This is a genomic window from Massilia sp. W12, from assembly GCF_037300705.1.
Classification (GTDB): domain Bacteria; phylum Pseudomonadota; class Gammaproteobacteria; order Burkholderiales; family Burkholderiaceae_D; genus JACPVY01.
In genome coordinates, this window is record NZ_CP147776.1 from 1,811,151 (window position 1) to 1,832,581 (window position 21,431).

16 protein-coding genes are annotated in these 21,431 nt (G+C 58.6%); 3 read left to right on the forward strand and 13 right to left on the reverse strand.

Going from position 1 to position 21,431, the window contains the following annotated elements:
• Nucleotides 1-4: 4 nt before the first annotated feature.
• The 10 genes from V8J88_RS07355 to V8J88_RS07400 all read right to left on the reverse strand — a co-directional run bounded on the left by V8J88_RS07355 (nucleotide 5) and on the right by V8J88_RS07400 (nucleotide 11,430).
• A complete protein-coding gene (locus tag V8J88_RS07355; protein ID WP_338848733.1) occupies nucleotides 5-1,045 on the reverse strand; it encodes an ABC transporter ATP-binding protein in 1,041 nt (346 codons plus the stop codon).
• A complete protein-coding gene (nagZ, locus tag V8J88_RS07360; protein ID WP_338848734.1) occupies nucleotides 1,042-2,580 on the reverse strand; it encodes a beta-N-acetylhexosaminidase in 1,539 nt (512 codons plus the stop codon). Before nagZ ends, V8J88_RS07355 begins: the two co-directional genes overlap by 4 nt.
• Entirely contained in the window at nucleotides 2,577-3,392 is an 816-nt protein-coding gene (locus tag V8J88_RS07365; RefSeq protein WP_338848735.1) for a carbohydrate ABC transporter permease, read from the reverse strand. Before V8J88_RS07365 ends, nagZ begins: the two co-directional genes overlap by 4 nt.
• Nucleotides 3,389-4,270, reverse strand: coding sequence for a sugar ABC transporter permease (locus V8J88_RS07370; protein WP_338848736.1), 882 nt, complete (start codon nucleotides 4,268-4,270; stop codon nucleotides 3,389-3,391). Before V8J88_RS07370 ends, V8J88_RS07365 begins: the two co-directional genes overlap by 4 nt.
• Before the next feature lie 2 nt (nucleotides 4,271-4,272).
• Nucleotides 4,273-5,550, reverse strand: coding sequence for an extracellular solute-binding protein (locus V8J88_RS07375; protein ID WP_338848737.1), 1,278 nt, complete (start codon nucleotides 5,548-5,550; stop codon nucleotides 4,273-4,275).
• A 4-nt stretch (nucleotides 5,551-5,554) separates the two neighbouring features.
• Nucleotides 5,555-6,565 (reverse strand): SIS domain-containing protein, encoded by a 1,011-nt coding sequence (locus V8J88_RS07380; RefSeq protein ID WP_338849847.1) that lies wholly within the window; start codon nucleotides 6,563-6,565, stop codon nucleotides 5,555-5,557.
• Nucleotides 6,558-7,673 (reverse strand): N-acetylglucosamine-6-phosphate deacetylase, encoded by a 1,116-nt coding sequence (nagA, locus tag V8J88_RS07385; RefSeq protein WP_338848738.1) that lies wholly within the window; start codon nucleotides 7,671-7,673, stop codon nucleotides 6,558-6,560. The genes V8J88_RS07380 and nagA overlap by 8 nt, the downstream gene beginning before the upstream one ends.
• Nucleotides 7,670-8,428, reverse strand: a complete 759-nt coding sequence (locus V8J88_RS07390) for a GntR family transcriptional regulator (protein WP_338848739.1) — start codon at nucleotides 8,426-8,428, stop codon at nucleotides 7,670-7,672. The genes nagA and V8J88_RS07390 overlap by 4 nt, the downstream gene beginning before the upstream one ends.
• A gap of 37 nt (nucleotides 8,429-8,465) precedes the next feature.
• Complete coding sequence (locus V8J88_RS07395) at nucleotides 8,466-9,356, reverse strand: BadF/BadG/BcrA/BcrD ATPase family protein (protein ID WP_338848740.1); 891 nt, start codon at nucleotides 9,354-9,356, stop codon at nucleotides 8,466-8,468.
• Nucleotides 9,357-9,909: 553 nt separating this feature from the next.
• Nucleotides 9,910-11,430: a hypothetical protein gene (locus V8J88_RS07400; RefSeq protein ID WP_338848741.1), complete on the reverse strand. Its 1,521-nt coding sequence runs from the start codon at nucleotides 11,428-11,430 to the stop codon at nucleotides 9,910-9,912.
• A 240-nt stretch (nucleotides 11,431-11,670) separates the two neighbouring features.
• Between V8J88_RS07400 and V8J88_RS07405 the strand changes: the two genes are divergently transcribed.
• Nucleotides 11,671-12,189 (forward strand): redoxin domain-containing protein, encoded by a 519-nt coding sequence (locus tag V8J88_RS07405; protein ID WP_338848742.1) that lies wholly within the window; start codon nucleotides 11,671-11,673, stop codon nucleotides 12,187-12,189.
• 132 nt (nucleotides 12,190-12,321) lie between these two features.
• Here the strand turns inward: V8J88_RS07405 and V8J88_RS07410 are convergent, their stop codons facing one another.
• Complete coding sequence (locus V8J88_RS07410; RefSeq protein ID WP_338849848.1) at nucleotides 12,322-15,063, reverse strand: COR domain-containing protein; 2,742 nt, start codon at nucleotides 15,061-15,063, stop codon at nucleotides 12,322-12,324.
• A 658-nt stretch (nucleotides 15,064-15,721) separates the two neighbouring features.
• The gene (puuE, locus tag V8J88_RS07415) at nucleotides 15,722-16,669 is read right to left on the reverse strand and encodes an allantoinase PuuE (RefSeq protein ID WP_338848743.1); all 948 of its coding nucleotides are present in this window, start codon (nucleotides 16,667-16,669) and stop codon (nucleotides 15,722-15,724) included.
• A 170-nt stretch (nucleotides 16,670-16,839) separates the two neighbouring features.
• On the opposite strand from puuE, the gene V8J88_RS07420 reads away from it, so the two are divergent.
• Both V8J88_RS07420 and V8J88_RS07425 read left to right on the forward strand, forming a co-directional pair.
• Nucleotides 16,840-17,337, forward strand: coding sequence for a DUF2846 domain-containing protein (locus V8J88_RS07420; protein WP_338848744.1), 498 nt, complete (start codon nucleotides 16,840-16,842; stop codon nucleotides 17,335-17,337).
• 385 nt (nucleotides 17,338-17,722) lie between these two features.
• Nucleotides 17,723-20,362: an exo 1,3/1,4-beta-D-glucan glucohydrolase gene (locus tag V8J88_RS07425; protein ID WP_338848745.1), complete on the forward strand. Its 2,640-nt coding sequence runs from the start codon at nucleotides 17,723-17,725 to the stop codon at nucleotides 20,360-20,362.
• A 91-nt stretch (nucleotides 20,363-20,453) separates the two neighbouring features.
• Here the strand turns inward: V8J88_RS07425 and bla are convergent, their stop codons facing one another.
• A complete protein-coding gene (gene bla / locus V8J88_RS07430) occupies nucleotides 20,454-21,347 on the reverse strand; it encodes a subclass B3 metallo-beta-lactamase (protein WP_338848746.1) in 894 nt (297 codons plus the stop codon).
• Nucleotides 21,348-21,431 lie beyond the last annotated feature (84 nt).

Genomic DNA, 21,431 nt, shown 5'->3' on the forward strand with positions numbered 1-21,431 from the left:
GGTATTATGATGATGAAACCAGACGCCGGCCTGCGGCGTCGAAAAAATGACAATGCGCCGCCTCCGGGACCAGTTTGCCCTGGGGCGGCATGGTTTGCCAATCGTCCTTGCTGCGCAGGCAAAAACGGCTTTGACTGGCGGCGTGTTGCACATAAATCTGGCAGCAATCGCCCAGATATTCGCCATGCGCCAAGCGCACCGGCAAACCGTCTTGTTCGCTGTCAGGCGCCAGCAGGCGCAAATGTTCGGCGCGCACCCCGAGTTCCTGCGCGCCGGCGGGCGGCTGCAACCAGGGAAACAGGGCGGCGGGGGCGAAATTCATTTGCGGCGTGCCTAAAAAACCGGCCACAAAACGGTTCACCGGCTGTTGATACAGTTCGCGCGCGCTGGCGCATTGCGCAATCTGGCCGCCTTGCAAGACGGCAATGCGCTGGCCCAGCGTCATCGCTTCAACCTGATCATGCGTGACATAAATAATGGTGGCGCCGGTTTGTTGATGCAGGCGCGCCAATTCGATGCGCATTTGCTCGCGCAAGGCGGCGTCGAGATTGGAGAGCGGCTCATCAAACAGCAAGATGCCCGGCGCGCGCGTCAAGGCGCGTCCAATCGCCACGCGCTGGCGCTGGCCGCCCGAGAGCGCAGCCGGCTTGCGGGTGAGCAAATCCTCAATCTGTAAAATCTGCGCCACTTCCGCCACCCGCTGCGCGATGTCGTGTTTGCTGCGGCCCGCCATTTTCAGCGGAAACGCCAGGTTTTGCGCCACCGTCATATGCGGGTACAGGGCGTAAGACTGAAACACCATGGCCAGCCCGCGCTGATCCGGCGGGGTGTGGTTGGCGGGCTGGCCGTGCAGCAATAATTCGCCGCTATCGGCCTGCTCCAAACCGGCAATCACCCGCAGCAGGGTCGATTTGCCGCAGCCCGAGGGGCCGACCAGCACCACGAATTCACCCGGCTGCACGCACAAATCCACTGCTTGCAAGGCGGGCCGGCCATCGGCCCAGCGCTTGCTGATCTGGCGTAATTCCAGCGCTGGCGCCATCATGCCACCTGATCAATGCAGGGGTTGCGCCCGCTGGCCCCGACTTCGCCGCGCAGCCAGCGCAAGGCGGAACGGATGCCGGGCGCCGCAAAGCCATAGGTCAGCAGGGCCGGGGCCGCCACATCCAGCGCCTGGAAAGGATTCCACAGGCAGACATGCAAATCAGGCCGCCAGTGTTCGCGCACGCAGGGCGGATAGCGCAGCCGGCTGGTCGAGGCCAGCAGCACAAATCCGGGATGGCTGGCGCGCCAGGCGGCCCAGTCAAAACTTTCCGCATCTTCAAAGGTCGAGAGTTCGACTTGGTAATACGGGCTTAAATAACGTTTCAATTCCAGTGCCGACAAGCCTTTTTCAGATACGCCGTCATGCGCCACATCGGCGCGCACCAGCAGTTGCAGCGCGCTGCCGGCGGGCAGGGCTTGCGGCAGCCGGCCTTGATGCGGCAGCGCAGTCAAGCCACGCAGCCAGGCTTCTTCCATCAAAGCATGGTCAGCCGCTTCACGCGCATAGGCGCCGTCCGGCTGTTGTGTCACCGGATAGCGCGCCGCCAGTCTGTCCAGCCGGCCTAAACGCTGCTGAATTTCTTCCATACTGATGGCGCCGGAGGCGATGGCGTGTTCCAGCGCATCCAGGGTTTCCAGCTGGGTTTCGGTATTGCCCAGCGCCATCACCATATCGGCCCCGGCCAACAGCGCTTGCGCCGCCGCCTGGCCGGCGCCGTAGCGGCCTGCAATCGCATGCATATCCATGCCGTCGGTGATGATCACGCCATCAAAGTTCCAGCTGCTGCGGATCAAGCCTTGCAAAATCGCCGGTGACAGGGTGGCCGGGTGTTGCGCATCCAGCGCCGGATACACGATATGCGCCGTCATCATCGCCGGCGCATCGCTGGCCAGCGCGGCAAAAGGTTGGAATTCGAGTTGCTGCAATGCCGCCAAAGGCTTATCGACGGTCGGCAGGTCGCGATGCGAATCGACATGGGTGTCGCCATGGCCCGGCGCATGTTTGACGCAGCAGGCCACGCCTTCGGCCAGACTGCCGCGCATCCAGGCCGCCGCCAGGGCGGATACCCTGGCCGGATCAGCGCCAAAGCTGCGCTCGGCAATCACCGGATTGTGCAAATTATTGTTCAAGTCCAGCACCGGGGCGAAATTCCAATTAAAGCCCAGCGCCTTGACGCCGCGCGCCACCGCAGCCCCGACTTGCTCGGCCAGGGTTTCATCATCCGCCGCGCCCAAGCCCATCGCCGCCGGCGGCGCCGGCAACCAGGTGGCGCGCACCACGGCGCCGCCTTCCTGGTCAATCGCGATCAGCGCATCCGGCCCCATCGCTGCGCGCAAATCCGCCGTCAGACGGCACAACTGTTGCGGGTTGGCCATGTTTTGCCGGAACAGGCAGACCGCGCGGATATGGTTGTCGCGCAAAAACGCGGCTTGCTGCGCGCTCAATTCCTGGCCCGGCATGCGGATCATGATCAAACGGCCAGCGGCCTGGCGCGGGGTGATGCGCATTTCTTGTATTCCTTCATGCAAATTCATTTCAAAGCTCCATCCAAGCCGCGCAGGAAAAAGCGCTGGCAAGCCAAAAATAAAAGTGTCACCGGCAAAACAGTGATGATCGCGCCGGCGGCAATCACCTGGGCATTGCTGCCAAATACGCCTTTCAGATACAGCACGGCGGCTGAGAGCGGCAAATCTTCCGGGCGGCTTAACACGATCGAGGGCCACAGATAATCATTCCAGGCTTCCACCGCGCCTAAAATCGCCACCGTCGCCAGCCAGGGCGCAAGCAGCGGCAGGGCGATATGAAAAAACACCTGGAATTCGCCCGCGCCATCTAAGCGCGCGGCATCCATCAGATCCGCCGGCAGTGCGGCAAACGCTTGCTGCAACATGAAAATCGACACCACATGCACCAGATTCGGGGCTAACACGCCCGCCAGACTGTCATGCCAGCCGAGTTTGCTGATGGTGATGAAATTCACCAGAAAATTGACTTCAGAGGGCAATAGCAGGGTCGCGAACAAAATCCCCAAGGCCAGCCGTTTGCCGCGAAACCGCCAGCGCGCCAAGGCCCAGGCCGCCAGGGTGCAAAACAGCAGGCGCAAGCCGACGGTGGCGGCGGTGATCAGAATCGAGTTGCCCAGATGGCGCGCGATGGGCAGATTGTTCGCCACTTCAACAAAATTGCCCAAACCGGGATTGGCCGGCACAAGCGGCGGCGGCCACAGCGGCGCGCTGTCTTGCGCCAGCGCCTGGCACAGCGTCCACCAAAACGGGTACAGACACAGCGCCGCCATCAAAAACAGCAGCAGATATTGCAACGCGCGCAGGGGCCAGGGACTGCTCATACCGCCCCCTTGCGCCGCGCCAGATGCAAGCACAGCGCCACCGCGATGCACAGCAAGGACGCCAGCATCGAAGCCGCCAGTCCCTTGCCCAGTTGCAAATGCTTAAAGCCCTGGTCATACGCGTAATACAGCAGGGTGAAGCTGGAATTCATCGGCCCGCCCTGGGTCAGCACATCCACTTCCTGATATGTTTTCAAGGCCGCCAGCAGCGACAACAGACTGCACAAGGCTAACGTGGGACGGATCTGCGGCAGCGTGATATGCCAAAAACGGCGCCAGGCCCCGGCCCCGTCCAGACGGGCGGCGGCCAATAATTCCGGCGACACCGCCTGCAGCGCGGCCAGATACATCACCATATACCAGCCCAGACCGCGCCAGAGCGTGACAAACATCACCGCCCAGATTGCGTAATCCTCATCCTGCAACCAGTCGCGTCCCTGCTGCAAAATATGCAAATGGGTCAGCACAAAATTCAGCGCACCCTGTTCATGCAGCAGAAAACCCCAAACAATCCCGACCACAGACACCGTAGTCACCACCGGCAAATAAAAAATCATGCGAAACACATGGATGCCGCGCAAAGCCTGATTCGCCAACAGCGCTAAGGCCAGCGCGGCGGCTTGCATCAGCGGCACAAGTAAGAGAAAACGCAGAGAATTTTGCCAGCCGTTGATAAATAAAGGATCGTCCAGCAAATCGCGATAATTGCGCCAGCCGACAAACTGCGCCGGCTGGCCCAGGCTGTAATCAGTGAATGAGAGCCAGGCCCCATACGCCACCGGCCAGAATGAAAACAGCGCCAGCAAACACAGCGCCGGGGCCAGCCACAACCAGGCGCGCAGGGTGTGGCGGGCGGTGGGCGGATGGCTGGCTGACATGCTTATTTCCCGCCCGGCTTGGCTGATTTTTCCAATTGACGGTTGCAAAACGCCACCGCCTCATCGAGCGCCTGTTTGACCGGCATGCGGCCTGTCACCGCCGCCTCAACTGCGCGGCTTAAGGCGCGTTGCATTTGCTGATAATCGTCAATCCCGGCCACATACAGGGTGCGCGCCTGGGCCACCGATTTGCCGGCCTGCACGCGCGCCAGATCATTTGCGTCGGGGTTTGCCGGCAGCTGCGAAAACCAGGAATCCGCCGCCGCCTTGGCGCTGGTCGGAAACACATTCGCCGCGCGCGCAAACGCCAGTTGATTGGCGTCATTGGTGAGAAAGCGCGCCAATTGCGCCGCCGGCGCGCTGATACTGGCCTCGCTTTGTTTGGGAATCGCGAAATGAAACAGCCAGCCGCCATCCGCAATCCCGCCCGGGCCAAGCGGCGCGGCGGCAATCCCGGTATCGGCAAACACCGCCGGCGCATCGCCTTGCACCCGCTTAATCACAGCGGTGGCGCCGAGCATCATCGCCAGCCGCTTGCTGTTATATGCGGCCAAGACCTGGGAAAAATTGTTTTCCGCAAACAAGCCGTCTTTGAGCAAGGCTTTTTTCTCATACGCAAGCCGGAAGCGCTCGACAAAGGCGATATGCGCGGGCGAGTTGAACACCGCGCGGCCGTCTTTGAACAGCGGCAAACTTTGCTGCAGAAAATAATTGTCCATCTTGCCCAGCGGCGGCGCGAATCCGGCTTGTCCGGTTTTCGCCGCCACCCGTTCCGCTGTGCTTAAAATCTGTTCCAGGGTTTGCGGCGGCTGCGTCACGCCGGCAGCAGCGAGCAGACTTTTGTTATACGCCAGCACATTCGCATTGGTGTAATGCGGAAAGCCCCAGGTCTTGCCCTGAAATTGCAAGTCCGCCAGCGGCCCGCCCAGATACGGCGCCGGCTTGCCCAATTCGGCATCGACCGGTTGCAGCAAACCCTTGCGTGCATATTCGCCGGCCCAGGGCGCATTTAACTGCACCAGCGCGGGCGGTTTGCCGGCGGCCAAGGCCGCCGCCAGCCGCGCTTGCAGGACTTCATGAGGATAGTCTGTCCATTCGACTGTCACGCCGGGGTGCTGCGCCTGGTAGCGTTGGCGCATCTCTTCAAACAAGGGCGTAAAGCGCGGCTTCATGCCCATTGTCCACACCTGCAAGGTCTGGCCCTGGGACAGATTGGCGCTCAAGGCCAGAGCAAGCGCGCTGAGCGTGCGCCAGAGCAGGGGACGGATAGCCGACATCATCGCCTCAGTTGGTTTTGGTGACTTTGGACAAATGGCGCGGCTGATCCGGGTCCATGCCGCGCGCTTTGGCCAGATGCGCCGCCATCACATAAAACGCTTGAATCGCAGTGAGCGGATCAAGATCGGGCAGGCTGGCGGTGGGTAAGAGCAAATCGCGCTCTGTCACATCGGCCGGCGCGGCTAACAGCACGCGCGCGCCGCGCTGGCGCATTTCCGCCGCCAATTGCAGCAAGCTGGCCTGGGCCGGGCCGCGCGTGGCGAAAATCAAGAGCGGGTAGCCTTCATCAATCAAGGCCATCGGCCCGTGTTTGATTTCCGCGCCGGAAAACGCTTCGGCCTGGATGCTGCAGGTTTCCTTGAATTTCAAACCGGCTTCCAGCGCCACCGGAAAACTGATGCCGCGCCCGACTACCATGATATTGCGCGCATCTTTTAACACATCAATCGCCGCCGACCAGTCAACCTCGGCGGCGCGCAGCAAATCCTCCGGCAACTGGGACAGGGCGGCATTCAATTCAGCATCGTTTTGCCAATGCGCCACCAGACGCGCGCCGGCGGCTAAGCTGTTGATAAAGCTCTTGGTGGCGGCCACCGACAACTCCGGGCCGGCGTGCAGCGGCAGCGTCCATTCCGCGCTCTCGCCCAAAGGGGACGCGGTTTGATTCAGCAGCGCGATGGTGGAAGCGCCGCCGGCGCGGAAATAGCGCACCGGCTCCACCACGTCCGGGCTTTGCCCGGATTGCGAAATGGCGATGGTCAAGGCGTCGCGGGTTTGCAGCGGCGACTTGTACAGCGTCACCAAAGACATCGGCAAAGACGCCACCACCTTGCCCAGGCGCGCCATGATCAGGTAGGCCAGATAATTACTGGCGTGGTCGGAACTGCCGCGCGCCACCGTCAGCACATTGGCGAAATTGCGGCTGCGCAAATGGCGTCCCAATTCCTGATACAAGTCAGCGTCTTGCGCCATCAATCCGGCCACCGTGCGGCTGGCCGAACAGGCTTCTTCAAGCATCTTCGAGCTCAATCTGTTCTCCTTCGATAAACACAGCTTTCAATTGCAAATCACGATCCAACACCACCATGTCGGCAAAACAGCCGGCGGCGATGCGGCCGCGCTCAGTCAGTCCCAGATAATCTGCGGCATAGGTCGAGACACGGCGCGAGGCGTCGGCCAGATCCAAGCCCAGCGACACCAGATTGCGCAAAGCTTGATCCAAGGTCAGGGTCGAGCCGGCCAGGGTGCCGTCAGCCGTGCGCACCCCGCCCAGACATTTATTGACCTGCATGCGGCCTAACATATATTGGCCGTCCGGCATGCCGGTGGCGGCGGTGGAATCGGTGACGCAATACAGGCGCGGAATGGCGCGCAAAGCCGCCTTGATCGCACCCGGATGCACATGTAAGAGATCAGGAATCAGCTCGGCATACTCGGCATGCGCCAAGGCCGCGCCGACCATGCCCGGCTCGCGGTGATGCAAGCCGCTCATGGCGTTGAATAAATGGGTGAAGCCGGCAGCGCCATGATGCAGCGCGGCCACGCCGTCTTCATAGCTGCCCAGCGAGTGACCGATCTGGACCCGGATGCCGGCTTGCGTGAGCGCCTGCACCAGCTCCAGATGGCCGGCGATTTCCGGCGCCACCGTAATCACCGGCATCGGCGCCAGCGCGGCCAGACGGCGCACTTCGTCAATATTCGCCGCAGCGGTGAAATCCGGTTGCGCGCCCAGTTTGCCGGCATTGATATACGGCCCTTCCAGGTGCGCCCCCAGCACACGCGCACAGCCGGGGCGGCGTTCGCGGCAGGCCTGGCCGATGGCTTGCAGCGCCAGCTCGATTTCAGCCAGCGGCGCGGTCATGGTGGTGGCCAGAATGCAGGTCGCGCCATGGCGCGCATGCGCGCGCGCAATCGTGTGCACCGCATCGCCGCCTTGCATCGTATCCTTGCCGCCGCCGCCATGCACATGCAAATCAATAAAGCCGGGCAGAATATACGGTTGCGTATCCTGTCCAGGATCGCAAGCCTGTCCCGTGATGCGGGAAATATGGCTGTCAAATTCGACTGCGCCGGCCAGCCAGCCGTGCGGCGTCAAAATCGTGCCGCGTAGCGTTTGCTTATTCATCTGCGCGACTCCGCTACGAATTCATAATAATCACTGCGGCAATAAGAATGCGTGAGTTCAATCGCACTGCCGTTTTCCAAATACCCGATGCGCGTAATGTGCAACATCGCCACGCCTTGCCGGATGCCGGCTAAACGCGCCTGCTCGGCGCTGGCGTTAATCGCGCGGATGTGCTGCAGCGCGCGCACCGGAACCGTGCCGCATGATTCCAGATAGCCATACAGAGAATCCGTGACATGCGCCGGATTGGGTAAAAACTGCAGCGGAATGGTGCTGGTTTCAATCGCCATCACCACATCATCCGCCGTGCGCAAACGTTTCAAGCGCGCCACCATCGTATTCGGCGACAGGCCCAGGCTCATCAATTCTTCCGGCGAAGCCACCCCGGTTTCGCGCAACAGCCACTGGCTGCCGGCGTTAAAGCCGCGCAAATTCAATTCTTCAGAAAAGGAAGATAAGCGCGATAAAGGTTGTTCCAGTTTGGGCGTGATATACGTGCCCGAGCCGCGCCGGCGCGTCAGCATGCCGCGTTCGCACAGCATATCAATCGCTTTGCGCGCGGTGACGCGCGAGATATGCAGCGAATCTGACAGCATGCGCTCAGAAGGCAGCGCTTCATTCGGGCGCCACACGCCGGCGGAAATGCTCTCAGCCAGCTTATTGGCCAGCTGCAAATACAGCGGCGTGACGCTGTCAGCGTCAGGCCGGAATTGGCGCAATTGCTGTTGCAATTGCAAAGAAGCGTGCTGGCTCATACAGTTTGTCGGGAAGGTGGGTTACAGGACGCCGGCCTCATGCCAGCGCCTTGTGTTTCATATGCTGACGGATTAATTCCAAGGCCCCGGCGGCGGCGTCGCCTTGCGGCGCGCGCAGGCGCGCTTTGAGCGTCTCTGGCAGATATTCCGTAAGCGGCGCGGCCAAGCCGCCGCACAGCGCAATCGGAACCGTGCCGGCGGGGTCGAGCGCGGCGGCGATTTTCGCCACTTCCTGACCTGCGGCTTGCATAAACGCCAGCGCGGCGGCGTCGCTGCCGGCATATTCAATCACCAGGGGCGCTAATTGCGCATAATTGGTCTGGGTGGCGCGCGCTAACCAGTCAAACAGGGCGTCGCGCTCGCCGCCGCAAAATTCCAGCACCGCGCGCGCGAATTGGGTGTTGGCGGCGCGTCCATCCAGCGCATGTTGCGCATATTGCACCGCGCGCATGCCAAGCCAGGCCCCGGAGGCTTCATCAGAAGAAGGAAAACCCCAGCCGCCAACTTCGCGCCGCACGCCATGCGGCAGCAGCGCCTCGCCGACGCTGCCGGTGCCGATGGCGATAATCGCGCCCGGTGCGCCGCCATGCGCGCCCAGCAGGGTGGTGAAGGCATCGGTTTCCAGCGCCATGGCGGCGAAACCGGGATTTTTGGCGGTGAATTTGGCCGCCCATTGTTTATTGTGCACGCCGGCTAAGCCCAAACCAATCGCCAGCTCTTGCAAAGGCGGGCGCGCGCGCCCGGATTCGGCAAAGGCATTGTTCAAGGCGTCCAGCACTGCATGCCAGGCCTGGCTGATGCCATGCATTAAACCGGAAGGGCCGGCCACGCCGCGCGCCACTTCCTGCCCGTCAATGGTCTCCACCCGCACCCGGGTGCCGCTGCCGCCGCCATCGACGCCGATCACATATTCAGCAAAATTCTTCACATTCAGATCCATGGTTGGCGCGCTTGAGGAAGCTTGCCAGATTGACACATACCAGCATGATACCGGTATTCTCTGGCGCTTCAGTCTCCTCACTACACCGTTTCCGGCGTCATTCAAGTCGCGCTTTGCTTTTGTTATCCGCTGTCCTGCCGTGCGCCGCTGTGGCGCATATTGCCCGGCACACACAAACCGGCCTGATCTGTTATGTGGAAAATTCGGCAAATGCAGAAAATATCCAAGCGCTATACGGAAAAATGGGCGTATAGAAAAGGAAAGTTTGTTTGCTGTCTTTTCCCATGCGAGGCAAACCCGGGGTGTGCTGCAAGACTTCTGGCACTATAGGGATGCTGCATCTGGTTGTCAACAGGTATTTAAGTGGTATTGAAAAAAATTCTGAAATTGCACCAGAATGGTGCGAATGAGCATCTGAAAGCCCATTGGAGATGCTGGAAGAGCTTGGGAAAGGCGGGCGGGGGCTTGGTTTTGGTCTTGGTTTGGTATTGCATATTTTTCAGGCGGGGCCTCCACTGCGCCCCGCCTGCCCAGCCGCTGCTTACACCGTTTTAGTCAAGGCCTGCCCATCCGGCTTGCGTCCGGTGGCGCGTAAGTTCACTACTTTGCCCAGCAAATCAAACCAGAAAGGCGCACCCAGAGAAATCGCGAAAATCGAAATTGACAAGCCGATGATTTTGCCTAACACATGCCAGATGTCGTGATGCCAGGGCTTGCGCCAGGCCTTGGCCGGGTTTGGCGCTTTTTCGCCCGCGCCTTGCGGCTTGTCGCCGGCCTGCGCAGCGGCGGGCCGCTTGCCGCTCATCCAATCGCCCGCCATTTTCAGCGGGTTTTCATCTTCCGCCCAGCCCAGCGGCAGTTTGACATTTTCATTATTCACATACTTCACAATGTAGTCTGTCACTGCAGATGACACTTGCGCGCCGCCCGGATTCGCGGCTTCCCCGTCGGCCACGTTCTGGCTTGCCGCCGCCGGCTTTTGCGCTTCCATGGCCGCCTTTTTATCCAATTCCACCACTTCCGACGCTGCCGACACCAGCGCGCCGCGCATTGCGCTGTCATTCATCAAGCGCACCGCCAATTGCAAACTGTCCACATTGCAGGCCAGCACCAGAATCGTGGCGAAAATATAGGAAATATTTTGCGACCAGCGCTTATACCAGCCCGAGACCCGATCCATGCTTTGATTGAACCAGCCTTCCAGGTTTTGGCGGTAATTTTCCAGCGCATCGTCGCCGGCTTGCATTTGGCGCCGGGTTTTATCCAGCAATACCGTCAAGACTTCGCGCGTATGTCCCTCCGGCAAATGGGCGATGCCGCGCGCCAGATCGTCCAGCGTGGCCGGCAGCTGGTCTTTCAACTCGCGTCCGAGCACAAGCGAAGTGCGTGACAGATCCAGACTGGCGCGCAGTTCTGCGCGTTGCTGCGGCGTATCCGCCTTGGCCAGCGCGGCGCGGCGCAAGGCCAAAAGCTTGGGCGCGGCTTGCGCCGTCTCCAGCGCATTTTGCGCCGCCAGCAGCGCCTGCGCCGCATGACTGTCATTGGCCTGGTCGCGGGCATTGCTTTGCGCTTGCGCCAGCTGATGTTTTGCATTCTCAATCTGGGTTTGCAGAGCGGTTTCCGCGTGTTGCTGGCGCGCCTTGGCCGCTTCAATGGTGGCTGTATCGGCCGCAGCCTGGGCCGCGAACAAGGCTTCATCCGCCGCTTCTGCCTCAAGCAAAGCCGGGCTTTTGGCGGCGGCGGCCAAGCCGTGCGAGGTCAGCAAATCCAGCAAGGCCAGTGAAAAATTGTCCGGCGGCATATACGAAGGCGGGCGGTTGGCTTTACTGTCGCTGATGGCGTTGCGCGAAATGCCGGTGATCAAGCCATGCTCATACAGCTGCCGCGCCAGACCGTTGAACAGCGGGTCATTGAGCATGTTTTTAATCCCCTCCAGCAAATTTTTGCCGCGCTTATTCAAGAGCGTGGACAGGGTTTCATTTAACGCCGTGCACAATACGCCAAACAACAGGTAAATAAACATCATGCCAATGGCGACGTCGATGATGCTGGAACCGGGCATGGCAACCTCCGCAACAGATGGTGGAAACGCGATTTGTAAGGAAACGCCATTGTGCCCGACCAATCAGTGTTGCGCAGCAATTTCATGCCACTGTCGCATTTATGGCAAGATGGCGCTATGTCCCGCACCACAGCTGCACACAGGGCGGGAAGGCTGGATTTGTTTCCATATGGTAATATAATGTTTGCATGGCAATACGTCATGCGCTGTCAATATTTTTCATTAAAGGCAAAACGGGATATGAAAAGACGTGATTTCCTGCAATACGCAGGTGCGGCTGCGATGTTGGGTACGGTTGCTGCGCCAGTGCTGGCGCAACCGGCTGACAATAAATTTGCGCTGGTGGGATTTGATGAATCTGCGCAAAAGCTGCTGCGTCTGGAAAACTATCTCGGCAAAGTCTGTCTGATCAGCTTTTTCACCTCGGCCTGCAATTTATGCAATCACGATTTGAAATTGATGCGGGAATTTTATCTGAGTAATAAAAAGAAAGATTTCATGCTGATCGGCGTGAATATGGATGACAGCCGCAACGATTTTGACAGCTACCGCAAACTGGTCGAATTGACCATTCCGAAAGAGCAAAGCTTCCCGCTGCTGTGGCGCAAAGGGACGGAGTACGTGGATAACTTCGGCCCGATCAAGCAAAAGCCGACCCACTTCGTACTCGACAAAGCGCACAAGCTGGTCTTCAAGCGCGAAGGCACATTCCAGCCGGACGACTGGAACCGCGTGTGGGATAAGGTCAACGGGCAATAAGCCAGCCGGGCGCATACTGGCGGCGGTATTGCGTGGCAGGCTGAGGCAAGATGAAGACGCGTCCTTGGCTGGACGCGGCTTGTGTGTCAAGGTATGGCTTGAAGCTGGCTGACATGCGCCAGGGGACGTGCTCTACTTTTTGTTAAAACTGTTTTCAATCGCGCTCGCCGCCACCACATCGCCCACATTGCTGCCGATGATGGTGATGTTGTTCACGGTGTGCGCTGCTGCAGCTGCAGCTGGCGTCGGCTCAGGCGCTGCGGCATGCTTGTCAAAATACAACTTAAGCTGCTGCGCAAACTGCAGTTTTACATCTGCTGTGCTCTTGTAATTGGTCCAAAAATGGCCCAGGGTATTGAGCTTGTCCTGGAAGGCCCACAGCGATTGCATATCTTCGCGGTTGATGGTGGCGGTGTTTAAGGCCGCTTCACGGAAGAAGGTGTAAATCCAGGGCTTGCCGCTGGCTTGAAATTGCGCGTGCGCCACATCAAATTCTTCTGCCGTGTACTTGCCGGTTTTGGTGGCGAACAGGGCCAGCACGATATCGCATTGCTTGAGCGCGGCATTGTAATCATCCTGCTTGCGCGTGGCTGACATCGCATCCAGGAAATATTCCCAGCGGATGATTTTCAAATACCGGCCTTGTTCGCGCAAATCATCATTCATCTGACGCAAAAACAAATCCAGCGCATCGCGTTCTTCGCGCATCTCAGCAGATGAGGCCAGGAAAATCGTGGTGTCTTTGCTGCTGGCCGGGATGGGCGGGGGCGGCATTTCATTCTCCTCTGCAATCAAAGCGGCAGCGTTGCGGCCATAGCGCCGTGCGCGCTGATCGGCGGCGCGGCGCTCCAGGCTGACAAAAAGTTGCAACACCTGGTTCACATCATAGACCGCGCCGGATTCGGCGATGAATTCATCCTGGCCGGCTTCGGCATGCGCCAGCACTTGCGCATAGGAGGCGCGTGCGGTGTCCACGGTCTCCATGATGTCTGCGCGCGTCGAGGCGGGGCGCAGCAAGGCGCGTGTTGGCAAGAGCAAGAATTCTTTGTAATCAACTGCGCTCAACCTGCCTAAAATAGTCGCCAGGGTATCGCGTAAAATATTCAGATAATCCCGCGCATCATGGCCGCTCAGCCAAAATTGCAGGCGGCGGCTGCGATAATCCACCAGCAGCAGGGCGCGCGCATTCCTGTTTGCCGCTTGCAACACCACCCCATATTGCCAGACCAATTGCTTGCCTTGTTCTGACATAATTTCCGCATGTCGCGTGACAATCAATTCCGGCAAAATATGGCGCGGTAAAAACACCGGGAAAAATAATTCAAACATCAAAGCCTCGCTCTGGTAAGTCGCAATCGCGGGCTGCTCCACAGTCAATAGCGCGGGGATGATGTAGGTGTTTGCTTTGTTCGCCAAGGCGTAGCAGAGTTTAAATTCCTGCATTGCGCTTATAATCAGATGGCAATGGCTGGCGGTGTAAGAAAGTAAATTGCCATGTAAATCTATTACCTTGTTTTGCGATAAGATATCGATGACTTCATGCGCCGTAATCTGCGCCCGCTTGGCATACATCACCGTGTACACACCCCAGGTCAGCCAGCGCGGATTTAAAACATAACCATCTGCAAAAGGCAGCGTTTTGAAATGAATAATCACGCCCAATTTATCTAATATATCCAATAACCATGCGCGTCCGGCGTTGATGTCCCTTGTAATGTGATATTGTTCGCATAAGGCTTCAAATGCCGCTTTGCTTAAAAATGAGGTTTTCGGGGTTTGTTCGCGCAAATTTTGCATCACTGCAAATTGCTCTGCTGTGAATAATATTTGATGCGTGCCAAGTTGGCGCAATTGCTGACAAAATTCCTGATGGAAAGCCTGGTAGTGTGAAGCATGGCTATCCTTGGCATGCCGGCAGGAGAGCGGGAAATAACGCACAATATTGGGATATTTTTGCTTCAACATCCCCATATCAATATTCAAATCCACTTCTTCGGCGCGATTGCCAACGATGATGATATTGGCATTGCCGCCAAAACTCTTCACATGCTCCAGCCAATATTCCGCCTGTTCTGTGGCATTGATTTCACTGCGCGCACTGATGACCAGCACATATAAGCAGGATTCACGTAAAAATAATTGATGCGTGGCATGCGCCATCACCTGGCCGCCGAAGTCCCATAAATGGGCTTTGATTTGCGTGCCAGGCACTGACCATTCATGAATATCGACGCCAGGCGTTTGTTCTTCCCGCGCTTGCACTGGCAAATCATGCAATACGCGGATTAAAGAAGTTTTGCCCGCTTCGCCATGGCCAATAAAAATAGCCCGCACTAAATTCAATGGCGCGCTTGCGCTTTTATTGCGAATGCGCATGAGGTAGGCATTGACGGCGGCGGCGCCTTGTTGATAAAGCGAATCCGGTATGGTCGCAGCTTCAAGCAAGAGCTTAAAATCAGATGGTTTGCCAAGCAGGCGTTCTTGATAGAAATCCAGCCAAAATTGAAAACCTGGATCAAGGGCGAGCGCGGCTTTTTTAAATTCAGGCAGCAGGGTTTGAATAAAATTAGGGATGCGATCTGGCCATAATGGCTGTTCCAGAAAAGCCGTGATATTTTCTGGCGCGGCAGATATTTTTTTAATATCTGCCTGGGTGGCGTGGATGATATAATCGGCGGCGGAGTCGGCGGCGGCGGCGTAGGCGGCGGCGGCGGCGGCGTCGGCGGCGTAGGCGGCGGCGGCGGCGGCGTCGGCGGCGGCGGCGGCGTAGGCGGCGTAGTCGGCGGCGTCGGCGGCGTAGGCGGCGTAGTCGGCGTAGTCGGCGGCGGTGGCGTAGGCGGCGGCGTCCAATGAGCGACGCCGCCACACCATCATCTGCTCCAAAGGTATTTTCCTGTCTTTGGCTTGCGTGAAGCTGGCATTGCAAGCCCCTAAAAGCGCCAGTAAATGTTCTGCCCTGCGATTTTCCGGCCAATACTCAAACCGCTCAGTTTGATTCTTTGAACTCTGGGCCAGGATGGGCAAGGTGCGCAAAGCGCACCGCGCTGCAAAGGCCAGCACAGCACGAAGCGGTAGTTTTTCCAAAGAAGCCCGAACTTCCCGCCTGAAGCTTTCCCTATTCACACCCCCCCCTATGCAGCAACAGAAACCGCCAGTATAAGCCATTCCCGCGCCCAGTCATGAATATGCACTCAGGCCAGCAGCCAATAGCGCAATGCTGCTGAATAACTGAATATTGGCAGGAGCGGCTTTAGCCGCGAAAACAGCCTTGGCAGACCGCAAGCGCCGATTCGGGGCCAATGTGCCAAATCCCCTCCCTAATTCATTTTGCAGCCAGTGATGGCGCCAAGCGCTGTCTGTGGCAAAGCGCACAGCCGCATTGTCAGCGGGCAGGAGCGGCCTTAGGCGCGCAAACGCAGCGCGCCAAATCATCTGCCGGTTTTCGCGCCTGCATTCGCTTTTGCAAGCAAGGCCGTCCATCGGCGCCGCGCATGGATTGGCGCAAGCGCACCTGCCTCGCCCATGCTTTTCCTCACCATGGCGCCGGATGGGTGCGCATCCAATGATTCGCGATATCAATTCTGCGCGCCACCCACACCCCGGGCTTGCTCAAGACATAATCCAAAAAGCGCGCCAGTGAGGCTGCGCGCGCCGGGCGGCCCAGCAGGCGGCAATGCATGCCGATGGATAACATTTTCGGCTGATTCAAGCCTGCCGGGTCGCCTTCCGCATACAGCACATCAAAGGCGTCTTTCAAATAATCAAAAAACTGGGTTCCGCTGTTAAAACCCTGCGCGGCGGCAAAGCGCATATCGTTGGTGTCCAAGGTGTAAGGGACGATTAAGTGCGGCGTTTGCTGTGTCCCGCCTTGCGGGTTCTGATGCGTCACCAATTGCCAGAACGGCAAATCATCGCCGTAATAATCAGCGTCATAGGCAAAGCCGCCATGTTCCACCACCAGCCGGCGCGTGTTGGGCGAATCGCGCCCGGTGTACCAGCCCAGCGGCGCGCTGCCGCACAGATCGCGCAAAATCTCAACCGCCTGCGCCATATGCGCGCGCTCGGTGGCTTGGTCGATCTGCTGGTATGAAATCCAGCGCAAGCCATGGCAGGCGATTTCATGTCCCAATTCGCAAAACGCCGCCGCCGCTTCCGGGTGCCGCCGCAGCGCCTCGGCCACCGCGAAAATGGTGAGCGGCAGGCGGCGTTCTTCAAACAGCCGCAACAGCCGCCACAAACCGGCGCGCGAACCATATTCATACAGCGATTCCATGCTCATATGGCGCATATTGAAACTTTGCGCACCGATGATTTCAGACAAAAATGTCTCAGAACCGGCATCGCCATGCAGTACGCAGTTTTCGCCGCCTTCTTCATAATTCAACACAAATTGCAGCGCGATTCTGGCGCCTTGCGGCCAGGCGGCGTGCGGCGGCGTGCGGCCATAGCCGATCAAATCGCGGGGGTAGGGCAGGGACATGGCGGCTCCTTTGCGGTGGGAATCTTGGCAGGGTAATCAAAAACCGTGCGTTTGTGCAGATCGCGTTGCGCTTTTTCAAATACGGCGCACCAGCTTTTTTACGCCTTATTTCGCGGGTGCATGCTATCGTCCGTTTTCTTTGGCGACTTTTTCAGCGATAGGGGATATTCATGTGGCAGCTTGGTTTTGGATTGGTTCTGCTGAGCAGCCTGGCGCTGCCGCAGCTGGCGTACAGCGCAGACGCGGCCCAGCCTGGCGCGGCGATGCAGCATGACGGTTTTTTACAGCAAACCCCGCCCAACCCAAGCCAGGCTCTGGTGTATGTGTATCGCAGCGACTCTTATCTGCTGGATGAGCATGCGATTACGCTGAGTTTCAATGGTAAGCGCTTGATGAGCCTGGAGCGGCACACTTATTCCTGGGTGTATCTGGCTCCGGGCGAGTATGAGATCCGGCAGCGCTGGCCGGCGGAAGTCCCGGTCGGGCGCGATACCCGTCTGCAGCAGCGCTTTGAAGGCGGCAAGACGTACTTTTTGCGCTTCGATGCCTTCCTCAAAGAAGTGTTGCAGAGAAACCATCCGAGTTGGAAGTTTTATCTGACTGAACGTTCAGCGGTATTGGAGCCGATGCGCGGCGCCAGAGCCGTCCCGTCCCTGCCTGCAGATTGAAAGCCAGCCCCGGTTTTGGCTTTTCATAAGAAATCGCTTTCACAAAACTGAAATAAATCTCCCAAAAAAGCTGAAAGCGCAAGGCAAATCCAGCCGAAACAGCAATCCATCCGGCACGCCAGGCCCAAACATGGCTGGCAACCCTGATCAGCACAGCGCGCCGCGCCTTGCTTTTTGTCAAAATCAAATTTCCCCTATGAAATAAGGAGTGCCAGAAAGCTCGATAGTGGCTTCAAGGCGCACCGCCATGCTGTTTTTTTCTGCATTATCTGCCAGCTTGTGCCACAAATGTATTTTGAATACAATGCAAACGCTTTCATAAATGTATTAATACTACATTGCCGGCAGGCAATCAAAACAGCACAATATTCTGGAGGAGGAAGGTATGAAGCAACATCAGATCAGCAAGCTCTGTCTGGCGCTGGCCCTGGCCATGAGCGGTATGGCTTTACATGCGGGACCGGCAACGCCGGCGGCAGCGCCGGGGCAGGCGGTGAAAGCGGCCGCCTGGCAGCTTGGCGGGCCGCCCGCGCATGCGCAAGGGAGCAATTCGGTGCGCGCCGGGGTCACAAATCTGGCCGACTGGCCGTATGTGGGCAGCAAAATCGTTAAAGATCCGGCGATGGAAGCGCGCATTGCGCAAATCGTGGCCGGCATGACACTGGCGCAAAAAATCGGCCAGATGACGCAGCCGGAAATCAAATCCATCACCCCGGCCCAGGTGCGCCAGTATTACATCGGCTCGGTGTTAAACGGCGGCGGCTCCTGGCCCAACAATAATAAGCGCGCCAGCGTTGCCGATTGGCTGAACCTGGCGGATCAGTATTACAACGCGTCGATTTCCACCGATATGGCGGTGAAGATCCCGATTTTATGGGGCACGGATGCGGTGCATGGTCACAATAATGTGTATGGCGCGACGCTGTTTCCGCACAATATCGGGCTGGGCGCGGCGCGTGATCCTCTGCTGGTGCAAAGGATCGCCGCCGCCACCGCCATCCAGGTGCGCGCGACCGGCATCAATTGGGCCTTTGCGCCCACGTTGGCGGTGGCGCGCGATGTGCGCTGGGGCCGCAGCTATGAGAGCTTTGCCGAAGATGCGATGCTGATCAACAGCTATGCCAGCGCCTATATCAATGGCCTGCAAGGCGTGTTGAAGACTGACGCGAATGTGGTCGGCACGGCCAAGCATTTTATCGGCGACGGCGGCACGGCGAATGGCGTGGATCAGGGCGAAAGCCAGGTCAGCCTGTCAGAAATGATCAACCGCCACGGCCAGGGGTATTACGGCGCGCTGGCGGCTGGCGCGCAAACTGTGATGGCCTCATTTAACAGCTGGAATAACCCGCAACAAAACATCGCGGTTGGCAAAATGCATGGCAGCAAGGCGATGTTGACCGATGCCTTGAAGCAGAAAATGGGCTTTGACGGCCTGGTGGTGTCGGATTGGAATGGCATCGGCCAAGTGCCCGGTTGCAGCAACAGCAGCTGCGCGCAGGCGATTAACGCCGGCTTGGACATCATCATGGTTCCCGATGAATGGCAAGCCTTCATCACGAACACCATCAACCAGGTGAATGCCGGCCAGATTCCCATGGCGCGCATCAATGACGCCGTGACCCGCATTTTGCGCGTAAAAATGCGCGCAGGTTTATTCAATTACAAAAAGCCATCGGCGAATGCGTATGCGACTTCGCCGGCGAATTTGCAAGCGCGCGCGCTGGCGCGCGAAGCGGTGCAAAAATCGCTGGTGCTCTTGAAAAACAATGGCGGCCTGCTGCCATTTGCGCGCGGCAAGCGGATTCTGGTGGTGGGCAAGGGCGCGGATAATCTGGGCTTGCAAGCCGGCGGCTGGTCGCTGAGCTGGCAGGGCGATGGCAACAGCAATGCCGATTTCCCGAATGGCGACACGATTTTGAGCGGCCTGCGCCAGGCCGGCGCGGTGACATACAGCCTGGATGGCAAAGGCGTGAATGTGTCGCCGGATCAATTTGATCTGGTGCTGGCGGTGATCGGCGAAACCCCGTATGCCGAGGGTTCGGGCGATATCGGGGCCGGCTCATTGCGTCACAGCGCGCGTTATGCCGAAGATTTGAGCGTGCTGCAAAGCGTGGCCGGCAAGGGCGTGCCGGTGGCTACCGTGTTTTTATCCGGGCGCCCGCTGTATGTGAATGATTTGCTGAATCTGTCCAACGCCTTTGTCGCCGCCTGGTTGCCGGGGACAGAAGGGCGCGGCGTAGCCGATGTCTTGTTTAAAAACAGTGCGGGACAGGTGAATATTCCATTCAGCGGCAAACTGCCGTTCACCTGGCCGGGCGGGCCATGCCAGATTGTGCATGCGGATGACGCCGGGGCCACACCCTTGTTTGCGTATGGCTATGGTTTGGCCTCGGGCGCGCACGGCAATCCGGGCATCTTGCCGGTGGATAATACGCGCAGCTGCAGCAGCGCTTCGGGCAGCGTGCCGGTGTTTAATCAAACTGAAAAAGCGCCATATAAATTGTATGCCGGCAGCGCCGCGAATGATTGGCAGGGCGTGGCGATAGGCAGCGATTTGAATGCGGTGATCAATGTGCCGGCAAGCAATCCTTCGATTTCAGTCGCCACCAGTCAAATCAATGTGCAGCAGGACGCCAAGAAAATCACCTTTAACGCCGCCTCCCAGCTGTATGCGCAAAGCGCGCAAGCGGTCGATTTTTCAGCTCTGGCGGCGAATGGCGCTTTGATGTTTGATCTGGTCACGCACAGTCTGCCGCAAGGCGCCAGCATGCTGGCGATGGACTGCGGCTGGCCCTGTCGCGGCGCGCTCAATCCCGCCTATCTGTTTTCGCGCGCGCCCTTAAACCAAAAGCAAAGCGTGACGATCCCCTTATCCTGTTTTGCCGCCAAGGGGGCGGATATGAGCAAGATCAACACGCCGTTTTTGCTGTTTGCGGAAAAGCTGCAAGTCAGCGTGACAAATATCCGCGTGGTGCAGGGCGCAGCCGGCAATGCAGATGCGATTGCCTGCAGCAACTTGCCTTAAATTTACCGCAAAGACAAAGCTGGCAGGCGCCTGCGCGCCCGCCAGCTGCGCTGGCCACCCCGACTAAGGCGGGGAGTCTCAACTGTCCCGCTTATTGTTGATGACGCTCTTTCTCCAGCCGCGCTTGCAATCGCGCGCCGGCCCCTTGCGCCAGCTTGCTGCAGGCTTGCGCATCCACCAGCGCTTGCTGCGGTTGCGGCCCTAAGCGTTGCCACATGGCGCTGGCCGATGGATGGGGCGTGAGCAGGATCTCGCACGGCAGGCCGGCCACCATTTGCAGGGTTTTGCGGAAATTCGCCACATATGCCGGGTTGTCAGAAAAGCGGTAAGTATCATCCGAAATCGCAGTCAGGCTGTCCACATAAGCCATTTGCCGGCATTGCTTGTCTTCACAGGATTGCCAAGTCCAGCTGCCGCCGCCCGGGCTGTGGCCGGGGCCGGCGTGGGCTTGCAATTGCAGGTTGCCGCTGCGCACAATTTGCCCATGTTTTAAGGGCTGCAGATTGGCCACTGGCGCCATCGCATCCAATTCCAAAAATTGCGGATCTTCGCGCGTCGCCTTGCCGCTTTGCAACACGGGCAGCGCCGCCGGCAGCGCATGCACCTGCGCCCCGCTGACACGCTGCAAATGCGCCACTCCGCCGGCATGGTCAAAGTGTTCATGCGAAATCAAAATATGCCGCACATCTTGCATCTTAAAACCGAGCGCTTTGATATTCGCTTCAATCAAGGGGCCGCCCTTATTGGTGGCGCCGTCAATCAAAATATGTCCCTGCGGCGAAGTGATCAAAAGGGAGGTGATGCCGCAAGTGCCGACATACCAGGTGTTGCCAAAAATCTTAAATGGCTTGGCCGGATCATTCCAGCCGGAATCATTGTGGCAGGCGGCGGGGCTTGCGCTGGCAGCTTCCGCGCCGGCCTGGTGCGCCTGCGCCGGGCTGAACAACAGGCTGACGCTAAAGGCCGAAATCAATACATGCTTCATGGTGGGCAGAGTGTTGAATCAAAGGCGGCAAACATAGCATATTGTTGTGCGGAATCTGCAGGTTTGCGGCTGGCAGGCCGGGGA